The following is a 17,234-nucleotide window of genomic DNA, read 5'->3' as shown; positions in this document are numbered from 1 at the left end:
CGTTCATCGCCGTCATGGCGGCGCTGAACCTGTTCGAGTTCGGCCGCCTCGACTGAGGCCCCGCTCGTGACCGGCCGCGGCGCAGCACTGGTGACGGGCGCCGCGCGGCGGATCGGCCGGGTGCTGGCCTCCACCGCAGCCGAGGCCGGCTATGACGTCGCCCTGCATGTGCGCGCGATGGACGACGACGCCGAGGCCGCCGCCGGAGAGGTGCGCGCCCGGGGCCGGAAGGCGCGCATCGTCACCTGCGACCTGCGCAAGGAGAGCGAGACCGTGGCCCTCGTCGGCGAGGCCGAGGCCGAGCTCGGCGCGGTCACGCTGCTCGTGAACTGCGCGTCCGTCTTCGAGGACGACAGCTTCGCCGACATGAACCGGGCGTCGTGGGACCTGCACATGGAGACCAACCTGCGCGCGCCCCTGGTGCTGTCGCAGGCGTTCGCCCGCCGCCTGGCGCCGGACCGCGCGGGCCTGATCGTCAACGTGCTGGACCAGCGGGTCTTCCGCACGCGGCCGGACTTCTTCTCGTACTCCCTCTCCAAGGCGGCCCTTTGGGACGCCACGCGGATGATGGCCCAGGCGCTGGCGCCGCGGATCCGGGTGAACGGCATCGGGCCGGGCCCCACCCTGCCCTCCATCCACCAGGATCAGGCCGCCTTCGACGCCGAAGTGGCGAGCACCCTCTTGAAGCGGCCGTCCGCGCCGCGCGAGATGGCCTCGGCCCTGCGCTACCTGATCGACGCCGAAGCCGTGACCGGCCAGATGATCGCCGTGGACTCCGGCCAGCACCTCTCATGACCCCCGCCCCAGGAGCGTTGACCGCCAGCAAGATCTTCGTCACCGGCCTCCAGGTGCAGGCCCAGATCGGCGTCTACCGGCACGAGATCGGCCGCGTGCAGCCCCTCATCGTGGACGTGGAGCTCGACGTCCCCACCAACGCCTCGGACCGCCTGAGCGAGACGGTGAACTACGAGACCATCCTCGCCGCGGCCCAGGGCCTCGCCGCCGGCGGCCACATCGACCTGGTGGAGACCTTCGCGCACCGGCTGGCGCAGACCTGCCTGGAAGACCCGCGGGTCACGCGCGCCCGGGTGCGGATCGAGAAGCCCCTGGCGCTCGCGCCCCACGCCGTCGGCGCCGGGGTGGAGATCGTCGTCTCGCGCGGGTGAGCAATTTGTAACGCAGGCGGCGCTTTTCGTTACGCCTTTCCGGGTCCATCTGTAGTGCAAGCCCGATCCTCGGGCCGGAGGACCAGACAACCTGCGATGACCGATCTCTACCGCACCGAAGACAAGACGATGCCGGCGGTGTGCTACGCGCTCTACCTGCTCGGCTTCGCGACGGCGGGCGTGACCACGATCATCGGCGCCATCATGGCGCACGCCCAGCAGGGGACCGCCGGCCCCGACATGCGCACGCACTACACCTACCTGATCCGCACCTTCTGGGGCTTCCTGCTCCTGGCGGTCGGAGCGGCGATTGTCGGCGGCGTCGTCTGGGTGATCGGCCTGCCGCTGACGATCGTGCTCGTCGGCTTCGTGTTCTGGGGCCTGGCCGGCCTGATCTGGTGCGTGCCGCCGGTGTGGTTCGGCGTCCGCTGCATCGTGGGCCTGGTCTACCTGAGCCGCGGCGAGCCCCACCCCCGCCCCTACGCCGTCCTGGCGTAGGACCCGAAGGAAACAGCGCCACCCCTCCCACGCGTGCGTGGGAGGGGTCCCGGCGACCGGCCGGAGTCGGCAAAGGACGTCAGGCGTCGACGAGTTCGCGCCGCACGAGGCGGGCGTAGTCGTCCATCAGGCTGAACGAGATGTTGCCCGGCCGGAACCGGTACTCCCCGATCTCGGCCACTGGCGTGACCTCGGCGGCGGAGCCCACCACGAAGCACTCCGAGAAAGTCGACAGCTCCTCGGGCTTGATGTGCCGCTCGATGACCTCGAAGCCCTTCTTGCGGGCGATCTTGATCACCGTCTGGCGCGTGATGCCGTTCAGGAAGCAGTCGGGGGTCGGCGTATGGATCACGCCGTCCCTGACGAAGAACACGTTCGAGCCGGTGCTCTCGGCGATGTAGCCCCGATAGTCGAGCATCATCGCGTCGGTGTAGCCCTCCTTCTCCGCGGCGTGCTTGGAGATGGTGCAGATCATGTAGAGGCCGGTGGCCTTCGCATGGACCGGCTCGGTCTCGGGGCTCGGGCGCTTGTACTTGGCCCAGGTGAGCCGGATGCCCTTGGCCTTCTCCTCGGGGGAGAAGTACGAGGGCCAGTCCCAGCAGGCGATGGCCACGTGGATCTTGGTGTTCTGCGCGGACACGCCGATCATCTCCGAACCGCGCCAGGCGATCGGGCGGATGTAGGCGTCGGTCAGGCCGTTCTTGGCGCACACGTCCTTGCAGGCCTGGTCGATCTCGGCCACCGTGAACGGGATTTCGAAGTCCAGGATCTCCGCGGACTTGAACAGACGCTCGGTATGCGCCGTCAGCTCGAAGATCTCTCCGCCGTACATCCGCTCACCCTCGAACACGGCCGACGCGTAGTGCAGGCCGTGGGTGAGTACGTGCACCTTCGCCTCGCGCCAGGGCACGAACTGGCCATCCAGCCAGATCCATCCGTCGCGATCGTCGAAGGGAACGATAGACATTTGCGGAGTACCTCCTTTCGCAGCGGTTCCTTGAACCTGCCCATTCCGTTCGCGTCAAACGAATTGGGTTCCACGCAGGCCACGCCGCCATGAGTGGCCCGGGCTCGGCGACCGCGATCCGGGGCCGTGACGCGCGCCGGCCGCGTGGACTGGACGGCGCGGGCGCCTTGCGCGCCATACTGCGCGCGGACGGCGAACGACGCCGCGGCGGAGGCTTCGGATGAGCTTCTCGGACGCTCCAGCCCGGGCGCGGCACCTGCTGGTCGTCGACGACGACGACCGCATCCGCGACCTGCTGAAGGAGTACCTGACGCGGGCGGGCTTCCGCGTCACCGCCGCGGCGGGCGGCGCGCCGGCGCGCCGGCTGCTGACGACGCTCGACTTCGACCTGGCGGTGTTCGACGTGATGATGCCCGGCGAGGACGGCTTCTCGCTGACCCGATGGCTGCGCGAGCAGCGCGGGACGCCCGGGCGCACGCCGGTCCTGATGCTGACGGCGAGGAGCGAGTCGTCCGACCGAATCGAGGGCCTGAAGCTGGGCGCCGACGACTACCTCGGCAAGCCGTTCGAGCCGGAGGAGCTGCTGCTGCGCATCGAGGCGATCCTGCGGCGCGCGGCGGACGCCAGGCCCCAGGCCGAGGGACCGCTTTCCCTGGGCCGCTGCGCGTTCGACGCCGAACGGGGGGAGCTGAGCTGCGCGGGCGAGCCGGTGCGGCTCACCGAGGCCGAGGTCACCCTCCTGCGGCAGCTCGCCCGCACCCCGCACGAGGCGGTCGACCGGCTCGAGCTGGCGCGCGGCTCGGTCGACCCGTCCGGGCGCGCCGTGGACGTGCAGGTCACCCGCCTGCGGCGGAAGATCGAGGACGACCCGAAGGCTCCGCGCTACCTGCAGACCGTGCGCGGCGTCGGCTATCGCCTGGCGCCCGACTGATGGGGGCGGTCAAACCACTCACCTCCCCCGTCCGGGGAGGCGAGGCGCAGGGGGCGATCCCATGAAGCTCCCCTCCTCCTTCCGCGTCCTGGTGCGATGGCTGAAGCGGCAGCTGCCGGCGACACTGTTTGCGCGGTCGCTGCTGATCATCGTGCTGCCGGTGGCGCTGATGCAGATCGCGGTGACCTACGTCTTCTTTGACGCCCATTGGCAGACCGTGACGGCGCGACTGTCCGAGGGCCTGGCGGGCGACATCGCCTGGGCGGTCGAGAGCTACAAGGAAGACCCGACACCTGAGGCCTTCGCCAAGCTCAGCGAACGGGCGGAGGAGTCCATGAGCCTCTCCATCGCGCTGCAACCCGGCCGCAAGCTGCCGGAGCGCCGGCGCGACCCCCCGGTGCTGCTGGAGGCCTTTTTCGCGCCCATCGACCGCTCGCTGGACCGGGCGCTGAGCGAGCGGATCGACGCCCCGCTCTGGTTCGACACCACCCGTTACCCCGCCTACGTGGACATCCGCGTGGGCGTTCAGGGCGGGGTGATGCGGATCCTGGCGCCTCGCGAGCGGGCGTTCGCGACCCAGGGGCACATCTTCGTCCTCTGGATGACGGTGGCGACGGTGCTGCTGACCGCCATCGCGCTGCTGTTCATCCGTAACCAGGTGCGCGCTATCGAGCGGCTGGCCAATGCGGCCGAGGCCTTCGGCCGTGGCGCGGACGTGGCGGCGTTCAAGCCGCACGGCGCCAAGGAGGTGCGCGCCGCGGCGACCGCCTTCCTGGACATGCGCGCCCGGATCCAGCGTCACATCGAGCAGCGCACCGCGCTGCTGGCCTCGGTGAGCCACGACCTGCGCACGCCGCTGACCCGGCTGAAGCTGGCCCTGGCGCTGGCCGAGCCGAACAAGCGCACCGCCGAGATGAAGCGCGACGTCTCGGAGATGGAGCACATGGTCGACGAGTACCTCGCCTTCGCCCGCGGCGAGGGCGGCGAGGCGGCCGAGGCGGTCCGCCTGCGGCCGCTGCTGGACGCGGTGGTCGAGGGCGCCCGGCGCATGGGGGCGCAGGTGAAGGTGAGCGCCGACCCCGACCTGACGGCGACCGCGCGGCCGAGCGCGCTCAAGCGGGCGCTGGCCAACCTGGTCACCAACGCCGCGGCGCACGGCGACCGCGTGGAGGTGGCGGTCCGCCGCACCGCGGCCGGCCTGGAGATCGTGGTGGACGACGACGGACCCGGCATCCCGGCCGAGCGGCGCGAGGAGGCCTTCAAGGCGTTCGTGCGCCTGGACGAGAGCCGCAACCAGAACACCAAGGGCGTGGGCCTGGGCCTCGCCATCGCGCGGGACGTCGCGCGCGGCCACGGGGGCGACATCCACCTCGACAGCTCGCCGCTCGGGGGCCTGCGCGCCGTCGTGCGGCTGCCGGGATAGCGGCGTTCATCGGGAGTTCACGGGCGACGGCGAAGCTTCCGCCCAGGCAAGGGGGATCCGCATGCGCAACCTGGTGCTCGCCGCCGTCCTGGCGCTCGCCGCCACGCCCGCCTTCGCGGCCGATCCCGTGGAGGGCGAATGGATGAACCCCTCCGGCAGCGGCAAGGTCCGGCTCGCGCCCTGCGCCGGAGGCCGGCTGTGTGGGAACATCGTCTGGCTCAGGAACCCCGCGGACGCCAAGGCCACCGACCGGGCGAACCCAGACCCCAACCTGCGGACGCGCCCGATCATGGGCCTCTTGATGATGTGGGGCTTCAAGCCGGCGGGACCGGGCAAGTGGACCGGCGGGCGCATCTACGACCCCAACACCGGCAAGACCTACGACAGCAAGCTGACCATCAACGCCAACGGGACGCTGAAGGTGGAGGGCTGCATCCTGATGGTGTGCCAGGCGCAGACCTGGCGGCGGGGCTAGCTAGGTCGTGTACTCATCTCCATCCCCCCGTCATCCCGGGCGGAGCGCTCGAAAGAGCGCGCAGACCCGGGACCCAGCCCCTGCGCCCGTAAAGCTGCGCCATGACCGGCGATACGGCCCACTGTTGGAGACGTCTTCCAGGAGCCGCGTCGAGAGCTGTGCGGCTGGGTCCCGGGTCTTCGCGCTCTGGCGAGCGCTGCGCCCGGGATGACGGAGGTTGGGGCGCAGGCGTCGATGTCCGCAACGGGTCGAACGCGGCCTCTGGGGGCTCCGCCGGGAGCAGACCGTCAGCAACGGTGGATTGCGGGCGCCTTACCTCCGCCGCGAAGCGGCAGGAGGGGGACCGCCCGCCGAAGCCGGCGCGAGCCGGCTGGAGAGCGGGGGGTGGAGGGGGCGAGCCTCGACCGCTGAGCGAGATACAGCCTGAACGGTCGCCCCTGCCAGCGGCTCGCCCCCTCCACCACTCGCTCTTCGGCTGCGCCTCGGCGAGCGGTCCCCCTCCCGCCGTCGCTGCCGCGACGGGGGAGGCAAGGCGCCCTCAGCGGGCGTTGCGAGTACACGCCCTTAGGCCCCCAGCTCCCTGGAACGGCGCACGGCGGCGGCCACCGCCTCGCGCAGCAGGGGCGGAAGGCCCGCGTCGCCGAGCAGGACGTCGAGCGCCGCCTCGGTGGTGCCGCCGGGCGAGGTGACCTGCCGGCGAAGCTCGGCCGGTTCGCCGCCGTTGCGGGCCAGCAGGGCGGCCGCGCCGGTCAAGGTGGAGCGGGCGAGCCGCTGGGCCTCGCGCGACGACAGCCCCGCCTCGACCCCCGCGGCCTCGAGGGCCTCGATGAAGGCGTAGAGGTAGGCCGGCGCCGACCCCGACACGGCGGTCGCGGCGTGCATCAGGCTCTCGTCGTTCAGGTCGACGACGGCGCCGAGCGGCTCGAAGAGGGCGTGGGCGCGCGCCAGGGCGGCAGGATCGTCGGCGTAGAGGCTGGCGGTCCCCTGCCCGATCGCCGCGGCGGTGGTGGGCATGACGCGGGCGACGCAGCGGCCCCCGAACGCCTTGGCGATGTCCCGCGACATGACGCCCGCGGCGATGGAGACGACGACCGCGCCCGAACTCAGCCAGGCGGCGGTCTCGCCGGCGGCGTCGCGCCACAGCTGGGGCTTCACGGCCAGGACGACGGTGTGGGCCCGGGCGAGCTCGGCGTCGGGCGGGTTGAGGGTGGCGCCGGCCTGCTCGGCGGCGAGCGCCGCGGGCCCGGGGTGCGGATCGCGGATGATGAGGTCGGCGCCCGCGAACGCCCCGGCGGACAGCCAGCCCTCGATCATGGCGCCGCCCATGCGCCCCGCGCCCAGCATCAGGATCGGCGTGATCATGAGGAGGAGCCTTATCCGACGGGGCGCAAAGGCAAAACCCCGAACGGCGCTCCGCCGGTTCCGATTGACGGTCGTCGTTCGGTCGGCGCGGTGTTCCGCTCTAATGCGTGGTCGCCGACCGGCGAGGCTCAGGCCTCGCCGACGGTCTCGAACATGCAGGCCGCGATGGCTTCCTGCGGGGTCTTGGCGCCCCGCAGCAGGAAGTCGAAGGCCGGGAAGAAGCGGTCGGCGGCCTCGACGGCCACGTCGATCATGGCCGCGGCCTGGGCCAGGCTCGGCTGCTCGCCGGTCATCAGCGCCATCCCGTGGCGGAAGATGATCTCGCCCTCGTCCCACAGCTCGAAGTGGCCGAGCCAGACGCGGGGGTTGATGGTGGCGATCAGCTCCTGCGCCGTCTGGCGCTGCAGCTTGGGCACGTTCAGATCCATGGACAGGCACAGCTGCAGCGTGTCGCCCTCGGGCCGCCACGCGAACCACAGCTCGTAGTCCTTCCAGTCGCCCGCCAGCGTGAAGGCGAGGTCGCCCTCCTCCGTCCGGTCGAACGGCAGGTTCTCCGCGGTCAGGACGTGCTCGACGACGTCGAGGGGATCGTTCGTCAGGACGACGCTGTCGTCCGTCTGGGAGGTGTCCATCACGACCCCTTTCGACACGGACGGGGAGCGGAACGCCACCCCCGAATCGTCCGCAGGTTCGAAGCTAAACTGTTTCTGGAACGAGGTGTCAGCGGGTTCTTGCGTAGCGCGAGCGCGTTTCGCGTCCCGTGCAGCGTTTTCACGACGATTGCGCCGATTTTCCGCTCGATCGGGCCGGTTTGGCCGCCTTCAACGCCTCGATTTCGGCTCGAAGCGCCGCGACTTCGGCCTTCAGCGCTTCGAAATCCTCGCGGCGCACCAGGTCCATCTCGGCCACGAGGCGGTCGGTCTGGCTGCGGAAGGCGGCCTTGGCCTCGTCGCCGGCCGCCTGGGCCAGGCCCATCGCGGCGGTGGTGAGCTTGGCGATCTCGTCGAGGATCGGGTTCTGTGTCTGCATCAGTCTCTTTCGGGTCCTGGGAGGCAGGTCCCTGGTCGCCTCTATATGGCCCTTCGGGGGTGAAAGCGAAGGGCTTCTCGTCTAGACGCATAAGGTCCTAACGCCGCAGAAGGTCCGACAGTGCCGTTCCCAGAGATCGACCCGATCGTGCACATCGGCGACTTCGCCCTGCAGTGGGGTCCTTTCGCGATACGCTGGTACGCCCTCGCCTATGTGGCGGGCATCCTGCTCGGCTGGCGCTACGCGGTGGCGCTGCTGAAGAACGACCGGCTCTGGACGCGGCGTCCGCCGCCCCTCACGCCCGACCAGATGGACGACCTGATCCTGTGGATCGCGCTGGGCGTGATCGGGGGCGGCCGGCTCGGCCACGTGCTGTTCTACACGCCGGCGATGATCTGGGAGGATCCGATCGGGATCATCCAGGTCTGGGAAGGCGGCATGAGCTTCCACGGCGGCGCCATCGGGGTCGCCATCGCGCTCATCGTCTATGCCTGGCGCAACAAGCTAGACCTGCTGCGGATCGCCGACGTGGTGGCGCCCGCCTATCCGATCGGCCACTTCCTGGGGCGCTGCGCCAACTTCATCAACGGCGAGCTCTGGGGCCGCCCGGCGCCGCCGGACCTGCCGTGGGCCATCGTCTTCTGCAACGACAAGATCATCGAGACCTACGGCAAGTGCCACGCCGGGACGGTTCCCCGGCATCCGAGCCAGCTCTACGAGGCGCTGTTCGAGGGGCTGGTGCTGTTCCTGATCCTGCGTTGGGCGACGCACGGGGCGAAGCTGGGGAACCGGCGGGGCGTCGTGGCGGGGCTGTTCCTGGCCTTCTACGGGGTGTTCCGGATCGCCATCGAGACCGTGCGCGAGCCCGACGCGGGCCTCGAGAACCTGCCGCTCGGCCTGACCATGGGCATGTACCTGTCGATCCCGATGGTGCTGGCGGGCGCATGGCTCGTCTGGCGCGGGATGCGCGAGGCGCTGCCGCCGGAGGCCGCGGCCCAGCCCGCCAAGGCATGAGCCTCGCCGACAAGCTGGCGGCCGAGATCGCGCAGACGGGGCCGCTGACGGTGGCCCAGTACATGACGGCGTGCCTTCACGATCCGCAGTTCGGCTACTACGCGACGCGGCCGGCTCTGGGCGAGACGGGCGACTTCGTGACCGCCCCGCTGGTGAGCCAGATGTTCGGCGAGCTGATCGGCGTCTGGGCGGCCTCGGCGTGGAGCCTGATGGGCGAGCCCGAGCGGGTCGTCCTGGCCGAGATGGGGCCGGGCGACGGCACGCTGATGGACGATCTCCTGCGGGCCGGGCGCGCCCTCCCGGGCTTCCTGGAGGCCGCCGACGTCTGGCTGGTGGAAACCTCCGCGCCCCTGGCGGCGCGGCAGGCCGAGCGGCTGGGCGCGCGCGTGCGCTGGGCCCGAAGCCTGGACGAGGTCCCGGGAGGCGCTCCTCTGCTGCTGATCGCCAACGAGCTGCTCGACTGCCTGCCCGCCCGCCAGTTCGTCCGCACCGCCGCGGGCTGGGACGAGCAGGTGGTGGGCGTCGGCCCCGACGGCCGCCTGGCGTTCGCGCGCGTGCCGGCCGCGGCCCCGGTGGCCGACGCCCGCGAGGGCGCCGTGGTGGAGGTGTCCGGCGCGCAGGCGGCGCTGGGCGCGGCGCTCGGCGCTCGGCTGGCGCGGGACGGCGGGGCCGCGCTGCTGGTGGACTACGGCCGCGCAGAGCCGGGATCGGGCGACACGCTGCAGGCCCTGCGGCGGCACGAGAAGGTGGACCCGCTCGCCTGCCCCGGCGAAGCGGACCTCACGGTCTGGGCCGATTTCCCCGCGGTGATGGCGGCGGCCGAGGCCGAGGGCGCGGCCGCGGCGATCCTGACCCAGGCCGCGTTCCTCGCCCGCATGGGGATCGGAGAGCGCGCCGAGGCCCTGGTGCGCGCGCGGCCCGAGAAGGCCGCGGTGATCGGGCGTCAGCTGCACCGGCTGGTGGGCGGCGACCAGATGGGGGAGCTGTTCAAGGTCTGCTGCCTCCACGCGCCCGACTGGACGCCGCCCGGGTTCGAGGAAGCGGCCTGAGCCCGGCGGCGCCGTGAGCCTGATCCCCACACCGCATTTGCAAGGTCCTCCCCCTGGGGGGGAGGATCGGACCACCGGCCTGGCTCCCCGCAAGAGGGAGGGAACCTGCTGGCCCTATGCGATCGCCGGAGAGCGGCGGGGGATGACGCCGCGGGGAATCGGAGCGATGGGAAGGCATGGCCGACCTTCCCGTCCTGACCTCGCCGCTGCTGGACCTGCCCGGCGTCCGCCACGCCTTCTTCACCCGCCAGGGCGGCGTGTCGCAGGGCGTCTACGCGTCGCTGAACGTGGGCGCGGGGTCGAAGGACGATCCCGCCGCGGTGGCCGAGAACCGCCTGCGCGCCGCCCGCCGGATGGGGGGCGACCTGGTCACCGCCTACCAGGTGCATTCCGCCCGCGCCGAGCGCGCCGAGGGTCCATGGCCCGGCAAGCCGCCCGAGGCCGACGCCGTCGTGACCCGGACGCCCGGCGTGGTCTGCGGCGCCCTGGCCGCCGACTGCGCGCCGATTCTGATGGCCGACCCGCAGGCGCGGGTCGTCGCGGCTGTCCACGCCGGCTGGCAGGGCGCGCTGGCCGGCGTGGCCGAGGCGGCCATCGACCGTATGGTCGAGCTGGGCGCGGCGCCCGGGCGGATCCAGGCCGCCATCGGGCCGTGCATCGGCCCCGGAAGCTATGAGGTGGGCCTGGAGTACGTGGCGCGGTTCACCGAGGCCGACCCCGCCTACGCCCGGTTCTTCACGCCCGGCGCCACGGCGGACAAGCGGAACTTCGACCTGCCGGCGTTCGTGCTGGCGCGCCTCCGCGCCGCGGGCGTCGGGGCGTGCGGCTGGATCGGCCGGGACACCTGCGCGGAGCCCGACCACTTCTTCTCGAACCGACGGGCCTTCCGGCAGGGCGAGCCCGACTATGGCCGGCTGCTCTCGGCGATCGTGCTGACGCCTCAGTAGCTCGGGGCGGCCGCGGCCTGCAGCGCGCCGGCCGGCGTCAGCGCCACCCGCTCGTCGCCGAGGATGGCGATCAGGTCACGGGCCGCCAGCGCGTCCACGGCCGCGGCCAGCCGGTCCGGCTGGAAGGCGCCGAAGCGGGCCGCGGCGGCGCACAGGTCGGTCCGGTCCGTCGCCTGGCCTGGACGCAGCTCCTGGAAGCGGGCCGCCGCCAGCACCGCCCATTCGGCGTCGTCGAGCAGCAGCGGCGCCGGCGCGACCGGGACGGCAGGCGCCGCCGAAGGCGCAGGCTGAGGCTGGCCGGGCGGACGCAGCGCCCCCAGCATGGCGGCGGCCATCTCCCGCTCGCCCGAGATGGCCGAGTCGCTGCCGTGCCGGAGCAGGTGTTCGACCTCAGCGTCGGAATGCGCGCGGGCGATGATCTCCAGGTCCGGGTTCACCCGGCGCGCCTCCTCGGTGACCCCGCCGGATTCGAACCCGTCGGGGGCGGTGCAGATCAGCCGCGTCGCCCTGGCCACATTGGCGGTCGCCAGCACCAGCGGATCGGCCGCATTGCCGTCCACGACCTCGTAGCCGGCGTCGCGCGCCCTCTGCGCGGCGGTCTCGCCGACTTCGACCACCACGAACGGGCGGTCCGCGGCGCGCAGCCCCTCGGCGACCGCCGCCCCGACGCGACCGAAGCCCACCACGATCACATGGTCGGTCAGGCCCGTGGCGGCCGGGCGCGGCGCGGGCGGCTGCGACGCCACGATCTCCCGGGGCGCGCCGGGACGAACGCGGCCGATGGCGGCGAAGATCAGCGGGTTCAGCAGGATGGAGACGATGGCGCCGCCCAGGATGAGGTCGCGCCCCTCCTCGGGAAGCAGGTTCAGGTCGACGCCGAGGCCCGCGAGGATGAACGAGAACTCGCCGATCTGCGCCAGCGAGGCGGCGATGGTCAGGGCGGTGGGGCTGTCGTGCCGGAAAGCCCGCACGATGGCGAACGCCGCGACCGACTTGCCCAGCACGATGATGGCGACGGTCGCCAGCAGCGGCCAGAACTGCTCGACCAGCACCATCGGGTTGAAGAGCATCCCGACCGACACGAAGAACAGGACCGCGAAGGCGTCGCGGAGCGGCAGGGTCTCCTCGGCCGCGCGCTGGCTGAGCTCGGACTCGGCCAGGATCATGCCGGCGAAGAAGGCGCCCAGGGCGAACGAGACGTCGAACAGCAGGGCCGCGCCGAACGCCACGCCCAGGGCGATCGCGAAGACGGCCAGGCGGAACAGCTCGCGGGAGCCGGTGTGCGCCGTCCAGTGCAGGATCCAGGGGATCACGCGGCGGCCCACGATGAGCATGAAGGCCACGAAGGCGATCACCTTGCCGATGGTCACCGCCAGGGGAATCACCCAGCCGGTGACGGCGCCGCCGGAGCCGTCGGCGCTCGCCAGCGCGCCGGCCAGGGCGGGCAGCAGGACGAGGGCCAGCACCATCGCCAGGTCCTCGACGATCAGCCAGCCGACCGCGATGCGCCCACGGTTGGTCTGGACGATCCGCCGCTCCTGCAGGGCCCGCAGCAGAACCACGGTCGACGCCACGGACAGCGCGAGGCCGAAGACGAGCCCCGCCACGGGCGTCCATCCCATCAGATAGGCGAGCCCCATGCCGAGCAGGGTCGCCACGGCCATCTGGCCGACGGCGCCCGGGATCGCGATCTTGCGGACCGACAGCAGGTCCTTGAGCGAGAAGTGCAGCCCCACCCCGAACATCAGCAGGATGACGCCGATCTCGGCCAGCTCCAGCGCGAGCTTCTGATCCGCCACGAACCCCGGCGTGAACGGTCCCACGAGGACGCCCGCCGCGAGGTAGCCGACCAGCGGCGAGATCCGGAAGCGGTGGGCCAGGGCCCCCAGCGCGAATGCGACGGTGAGGCCCGCGACGATGGTGGCGATCAGCGGCGTATGGTGGGGCATGCGGCTCCGTGGCGTGGGCGTCGAAGTGCGGCGTCGGACTTCTGCCTATCGGGAGGCAGCCGCCCTGGCCAATAGAGCCGCCGTGATCGTCGGCGACGTGTTCCCCTGGCGGAAGGGGTGGACTCAGGCGAAGGCGCTGGTATTAGCCCGCGCATCCGCCAAGGGGGGTCCGATGAAGCTGCTCGCCGGCAACTCGAATCGTACGCTCGCGCAGGCGGTCGCCTCGCACCTCGACGTCCCGCTCTGCCGGGCTCAGGTGAAGCGGTTCGCCGACAACGAAGTCTGGGTGACCATCGACGAGAACGTCCGCGGCGAGGATGTGTTCATCCTGCAGTCGACGAGCTATCCGGCCAACGACCACCTGATGGAGCTGCTGGTCTGCATCGACGCGCTGAAGCGCGCGTCGGCGCGGCGGATCACCGCGGTGACGCCCTACTTCGGATACGCCCGGCAGGACCGCAAGACCGGCGGCCGCACGCCCATCTCGGCCAAGCTCGTGGCGAACCTGATCACCCGCGCCGGCGCCGATCGTGTGCTGACGATGGATCTGCACTCGGGGCAGATCCAGGGCTTCTTCGACATCCCCACGGACAACCTCCTGTCGGCGCCGCTGCTGGCGGCCGACATCAAGGAGAACTACGAGAAGCCCAAGGACATCCTGATCGTCTCGCCCGACGTGGGCGGGGTGGTCCGGGCGCTGGCGGTCGCCAGCCGACTGAACGCCGACCTGGCCATCGTGGACAAGCGGCGCGCCGGTCCCGGCAAGAGCGAGGTGGCCAACATCATCGGCGACGTGGCCGGCCGCCGATGCATCCTGTTCGACGACATGATCGACGGGGGCGGCACCCTGTGCAACGCGGCCCAGGCGCTGATGGACGGCGGCGCGTCCGAGGTCAGCGCCTACTGCAGTCACGGCGTGCTCTCGGGCGGCGCCGTGGAGCGGGTCGAGGGCTCGGTGCTGAAGGAGCTGGTGGTGACCGACTCGATCGCCGCCCCGCAGCACATCGGCTCGTCCACGAAGATCCGCTACGTGAGCTGCGCCAGCCTGATCGCCGAGGCGGTCCGCCGCATCGCCAATGAAGAGAGCGTGTCGAAGCTCTTCGACTGAGCCCGGCTGCGCTGACGCTTGCCCAACGCCGCGAACGGCGGGTAAGCCATGGACCCTCGGGGGACTGACGCTGGAATCACCGCTCGCAAGAGGGGAAGGTTGCTGATGCCGTTCCGCCTACCCGTTCGTTTCGCCGCCGCCATCGGGCTCGCCGCCGCCGTGCTGGCGGGCTGCGCCGACGCCCCGACGGTCATCGCCCCGCCCCCGCCGCCGCAGGCTCCGGCCGTGACGCTCTCGCCGCGCCTGGTGGAGCTGGCCAGCGCGTACCGGTCGTACGTCGAGGCGACCAGCGCCATCAGCCCGGCCTTCGCAGACGCCGAGGGGGTGCAGCGCTCGCTGTCCACCGGCGTCGCCTACGAGCCGAATCAGATGGTGCGCGGCGCGATCGCCTATGCCGCCGTGGTGGCCCTGCAGGACCGCGCCTTCGTCGAGGGCGTCCGCGTCTACGCCAAGGACCCGACCCAGCGGGGGCAGGTCGCCTACGAGATCCTGAAGGACCCCGCCTACGCGATCGGCCTCCAGGGCTCCGCCAGCGCGGCCGGCCTGGTGATCGCCACCATGGGCGGCGAGGCCCAGCGCCTCTACGACGGCGGCAAGGCCGTGAAGCAGTCGGCCTACGAGATCCAGAAGCAGCCCTGGTCGAAGTCCGAGGCGCCGGCGCCCATGCGCGACGCCCGGCTCGCCAACGCCAAGTCGCTGTCGACCACGGCCATGCGGGGAGACGTCAACCAGACCGCCCGCCTGCAGCAGGCGTCCACCGGCGCGGCGAGCCTGGGACTTTCGGCCCAGGCGGCGGCGCCGCCCTACACGCCCACCGTCGTCCGCGGCCTCGCCGTGGCGGCCCTGGCGGTGCTGGGCCAGGCCGGCGACGCCAATGTCGACCAGGTCATGGGCCTGATGGCCGAGCCGAACGTCGGCAGCTGCATGAGCATGTCGAAGCTGAACCTCTACCAGTGCCTGGCCGTGGCGCGGCCGCACTACGAGGACGTCTTCTGCCTGGGCCAGCACGCGATGATGGACACCGGCCGCTGCATGATCCGCGCGGCGGGCCTGCCCGAGCCGCACGAGCCCCGTTTCGTCCCCAGCGCGGCCTCCGCCGCCAAGGGCTATCCGGCCAAGAAGCCGCCGCCGAAGAAGGGCCGCCGCAAGAGCTGAGCGGCCTCGCGCGACGACGCCACGGGCCCCGTTGCGTCGCCCAGGGCTTTTGTGTATCTACGCGCACCCAATTCGACCCTCCGGGGTTTGAACCCGCCGCCGCGCGCGCGTCCGCGCGGCGCATTCGTTTTGAAGGCAAGGCCATGGCCGAGATCGTTTTGAACGTTGAAGTGCGCGAGCAGACCGGGACCGGCAGCGCGCGCGCGACCCGCCGCGACGGCAAGGTGCCCGGCGTCCTCTACGGCGGCGGCAAGGATCCGGTGGCGATCTCGGTCCGCTCGAACGAGTTCCGCAAGGCGCTCTACACCGGCAAGCTGCTGGGCCACCTCGTGACCCTGAAGTACGGCCAGGAGACCCAGCCGGTCATCGCCAAGGCCGTGGACATGCACCCCGTGACGGACGAGCCCTGGCACTTCGACCTCTACCGGGTCGACGCCCACCAGGAGATCAAGATCGAGGTCCCGGTGCACTTCGCCAACCAGGACGACAGCCCGGGCCTGAAGCGCGGCGGCTCGCTGAACGTCGCGCTGCACACGGTGACCGTGTCCTGCCACGCCGACGAGATCCCGGAAGAGATCGTCGTCGACCTGACCGGCAAGGAAATCGGCGACAGCATCCGCGTCTCCGACCTGAAGCTTCCGGGCAAGGGCGTGGTGGCGCTCGACGGCGACGCGACGGTGGCCTCGATCGCCGCCGCCAAGGTCGACACCGGCGAGGCCGAGGGCGAGGCCGCCGAGGGCGAAGCCGAGGCCTGAGGCCTGGCGCTCGCGCGGGGGCCGATGTGCTGATCATCGCCGGCCTGGGCAATCCGGGCCAGACCTACGCGAAGAACCGCCACAACATCGGCTTCATGGCCGTTGACGAGATCGCGCGCCGCTGGGGCTTCCCCGCGGCGCGTTCGCGTTTCCAGGCGCAGGTGGCGGAAGGCGCCATCGACACGCCGCAGGGGCCTGTGCGGACCCTGCTGATGAAGCCGCAGACCTTCTACAACGAGAGCGGCCGCGCGGTCGGCGAGGCGGTCAAGTTCTTCAAGCTGGACCCCGCGTTGGACCTCGTCGTGTTCTACGACGAGATCGACCTGGCGCCGGGGCGGTTCCGGATGAAGGCGGGCGGCGGCGCGGCGGGCAACAACGGCGTCCGCTCGATCACCAGCCAGGTCGGACCGCATTTCCGCCGCGCGCGCCTGGGCACCGGACATCCGGGCCAGAAGGAGCTGGTGCACGGCCACGTGCTTTCCGACTTCCACAAGGCCGACATGGCCTGGGTCGAGCCGCTGCTGCAGGCCTGCGCCGACGCCGCGCCGCTTCTGGCGCGGGGCGAGGACGAGAAGTACCAGGCCGAGGTCATGCGCCTCGCCCCCGCGGAGAAGCTCGATCCGCGCAAGCAGGCGCGCGGGGAATGAACAGCTTCAGCGCCCTCTTCGGCGGCTCGCTGTGGCTGCTCGGACTGTCGCTGGTGGTCTCGATCGCGCTCGCGGTCCACGTGGTGCGCACCGGACGCGAACTGTTCTGGCTCTGGATCATCCTGATCTTCCAGCCGATCGGAGGCCTCGTCTACATCGTGGCCATCCTGCTGCCCGAGATGATGGGGGGATCTGGCGCCAAGCGGCTCGGCGCCAGCGCGCGCGCCGCGCTGGATCCCGGACGCGAGTACCGCGAGGCGAAGCAGGCCGTCGAAGACACGCCCACGGTGCGCAACCAGTCCCGGCTGGCGCAGGCCGCCGCTGGACTGGGCCGTCACGACGAGGCCGAACGGCTGTACGCCGAGGCGGCGCAGGGAATCCACGCCGACGACCCGGCGCTGCTCCTGGGCCGCGCCAATGCGCTGCTCGAACTGGACCGCGGCCAGGACGCGCTCGCCGTCCTGGAGCGGCTCGTGGCCGACCCCGAGGGCCATACGCCGGCCGCCACCCTGGCGTTCGGGCGCGCCTACGACGCGGTGGGCCGCGCCGACGAGGCCGAGAGCTTCCTGCGCAGCGCCGCCGAGCGCGTGCCGGGCTTCGAGGGCATGGCCCGCCTGGCCGCCTTCCTGCGCCGGCAGGGACGGCGCGACGAGGCGCGCGACATCGTGGCCGAGCTGGACAAGCGCATGACCCGGCTGCGGGGGCCGTTCCTGAAGGAAGCCCGGCGCTGGCGCGACCTCGCCGCCCGCGACGCCTGAG

The 17,234-nt window shown here is 71.8% G+C and carries 19 protein-coding genes; 14 read left to right on the top strand and 5 right to left on the bottom strand.

All coding sequences use genetic code 11. The features are described 5' to 3' along the window. Window positions 1-66: 66 nt before the first annotated feature. The 3 genes from AC2D8W_RS09125 (at window position 67) to AC2D8W_RS09115 (ending at window position 1,664) form a co-directional block, all read left to right on the top strand. On the top strand, window positions 67-795 hold the full coding sequence (locus AC2D8W_RS09125; protein ID WP_484671276.1) for an SDR family oxidoreductase: 729 nt from the start codon (window positions 67-69) through the stop codon (window positions 793-795). A gap of 17 nt (window positions 796-812) precedes the next feature. Further along, complete coding sequence (folB, locus tag AC2D8W_RS09120) at window positions 813-1,166, top strand: dihydroneopterin aldolase (protein WP_293481403.1); 354 nt, start codon at window positions 813-815, stop codon at window positions 1,164-1,166. A 96-nt stretch (window positions 1,167-1,262) separates the two neighbouring features. After that, window positions 1,263-1,664 (top strand): DUF4870 family protein, encoded by a 402-nt coding sequence (locus AC2D8W_RS09115; RefSeq protein WP_484671275.1) that lies wholly within the window; start codon window positions 1,263-1,265, stop codon window positions 1,662-1,664. A gap of 79 nt (window positions 1,665-1,743) precedes the next feature. Here AC2D8W_RS09115 and AC2D8W_RS09110 read toward each other — a convergent pair whose 3' ends face one another. Beyond that, the gene (locus tag AC2D8W_RS09110) at window positions 1,744-2,631 is read right to left on the bottom strand and encodes a branched-chain amino acid aminotransferase (protein WP_484671274.1); all 888 of its coding nucleotides are present in this window, start codon (window positions 2,629-2,631) and stop codon (window positions 1,744-1,746) included. A gap of 220 nt (window positions 2,632-2,851) precedes the next feature. Here AC2D8W_RS09110 and AC2D8W_RS09105 point away from each other — a divergent pair, with 220 nt between their 5' ends. The 3 genes from AC2D8W_RS09105 (at window position 2,852) to AC2D8W_RS09095 (ending at window position 5,460) form a co-directional block, all read left to right on the top strand. Beyond that, entirely contained in the window at window positions 2,852-3,562 is a 711-nt protein-coding gene (locus AC2D8W_RS09105; protein WP_293481406.1) for a response regulator, read from the top strand. Window positions 3,563-3,623: 61 nt separating this feature from the next. Then, complete coding sequence (locus AC2D8W_RS09100) at window positions 3,624-4,985, top strand: sensor histidine kinase (RefSeq protein WP_484671273.1); 1,362 nt, start codon at window positions 3,624-3,626, stop codon at window positions 4,983-4,985. Between the two features lie 61 nt (window positions 4,986-5,046). Then, on the top strand, window positions 5,047-5,460 hold the full coding sequence (locus tag AC2D8W_RS09095; protein ID WP_293481408.1) for a DUF2147 domain-containing protein: 414 nt from the start codon (window positions 5,047-5,049) through the stop codon (window positions 5,458-5,460). 564 nt (window positions 5,461-6,024) lie between these two features. On the opposite strand, the gene proC is transcribed toward AC2D8W_RS09095, so the two are convergent. From proC to AC2D8W_RS09080, 3 genes are all read right to left on the bottom strand, one after another. Beyond that, entirely contained in the window at window positions 6,025-6,819 is a 795-nt protein-coding gene (gene proC, locus AC2D8W_RS09090; protein WP_484671453.1) for a pyrroline-5-carboxylate reductase, read from the bottom strand. A 131-nt stretch (window positions 6,820-6,950) separates the two neighbouring features. Next, the gene (locus AC2D8W_RS09085) at window positions 6,951-7,454 is read right to left on the bottom strand and encodes a type III secretion system chaperone family protein (protein ID WP_293484133.1); all 504 of its coding nucleotides are present in this window, start codon (window positions 7,452-7,454) and stop codon (window positions 6,951-6,953) included. A 139-nt stretch (window positions 7,455-7,593) separates the two neighbouring features. Continuing rightward, complete coding sequence (locus AC2D8W_RS09080; protein ID WP_293484131.1) at window positions 7,594-7,851, bottom strand: accessory factor UbiK family protein; 258 nt, start codon at window positions 7,849-7,851, stop codon at window positions 7,594-7,596. Window positions 7,852-7,971: 120 nt separating this feature from the next. On the opposite strand from AC2D8W_RS09080, the gene lgt reads away from it, so the two are divergent. The 3 genes from lgt to pgeF all read left to right on the top strand — a co-directional run bounded on the left by lgt (window position 7,972) and on the right by pgeF (window position 10,861). Next, window positions 7,972-8,865, top strand: coding sequence for a prolipoprotein diacylglyceryl transferase (lgt, locus tag AC2D8W_RS09075; protein ID WP_484671272.1), 894 nt, complete (start codon window positions 7,972-7,974; stop codon window positions 8,863-8,865). Beyond that, window positions 8,862-9,914: a class I SAM-dependent methyltransferase gene (locus AC2D8W_RS09070; protein WP_484671271.1), complete on the top strand. Its 1,053-nt coding sequence runs from the start codon at window positions 8,862-8,864 to the stop codon at window positions 9,912-9,914. The genes lgt and AC2D8W_RS09070 overlap by 4 nt, the downstream gene beginning before the upstream one ends. Before the next feature lie 176 nt (window positions 9,915-10,090). Beyond that, complete coding sequence (pgeF, locus tag AC2D8W_RS09065) at window positions 10,091-10,861, top strand: peptidoglycan editing factor PgeF (protein WP_484671270.1); 771 nt, start codon at window positions 10,091-10,093, stop codon at window positions 10,859-10,861. On the opposite strand, the gene ybaL is transcribed toward pgeF, so the two are convergent. Next, entirely contained in the window at window positions 10,855-12,810 is a 1,956-nt protein-coding gene (ybaL, locus tag AC2D8W_RS09060; RefSeq protein WP_484671269.1) for a YbaL family putative K(+) efflux transporter, read from the bottom strand. The two genes, pgeF and ybaL, sit on opposite strands and share 7 nt — an antisense overlap. Before the next feature lie 172 nt (window positions 12,811-12,982). Between ybaL and AC2D8W_RS09055 the strand changes: the two genes are divergently transcribed. The 5 genes from AC2D8W_RS09055 to AC2D8W_RS09035 all read left to right on the top strand — a co-directional run bounded on the left by AC2D8W_RS09055 (window position 12,983) and on the right by AC2D8W_RS09035 (window position 17,233). After that, a complete protein-coding gene (locus tag AC2D8W_RS09055) occupies window positions 12,983-13,918 on the top strand; it encodes a ribose-phosphate pyrophosphokinase (protein WP_293484121.1) in 936 nt (311 codons plus the stop codon). Window positions 13,919-14,023: 105 nt separating this feature from the next. Continuing rightward, window positions 14,024-15,073, top strand: a complete 1,050-nt coding sequence (locus tag AC2D8W_RS09050) for a hypothetical protein (RefSeq protein ID WP_293484119.1) — start codon at window positions 14,024-14,026, stop codon at window positions 15,071-15,073. 143 nt (window positions 15,074-15,216) lie between these two features. After that, window positions 15,217-15,828, top strand: a complete 612-nt coding sequence (locus tag AC2D8W_RS09045; RefSeq protein WP_484671268.1) for a 50S ribosomal protein L25/general stress protein Ctc — start codon at window positions 15,217-15,219, stop codon at window positions 15,826-15,828. Window positions 15,829-15,854: 26 nt separating this feature from the next. Then, window positions 15,855-16,475 (top strand): aminoacyl-tRNA hydrolase, encoded by a 621-nt coding sequence (gene pth / locus AC2D8W_RS09040; protein ID WP_484671267.1) that lies wholly within the window; start codon window positions 15,855-15,857, stop codon window positions 16,473-16,475. After that, entirely contained in the window at window positions 16,472-17,233 is a 762-nt protein-coding gene (locus AC2D8W_RS09035; RefSeq protein ID WP_293484113.1) for a hypothetical protein, read from the top strand. Before pth ends, AC2D8W_RS09035 begins: the two co-directional genes overlap by 4 nt. The last annotated feature ends 1 nt before the right edge of the window (window position 17,234 follow it).

The organism is Phenylobacterium sp. T106, assembly GCF_057219735.1.
The sequence above is the reverse complement of the archived record's forward strand: the minus strand, read 5'-3'. Positions and strand labels throughout refer to the sequence as shown.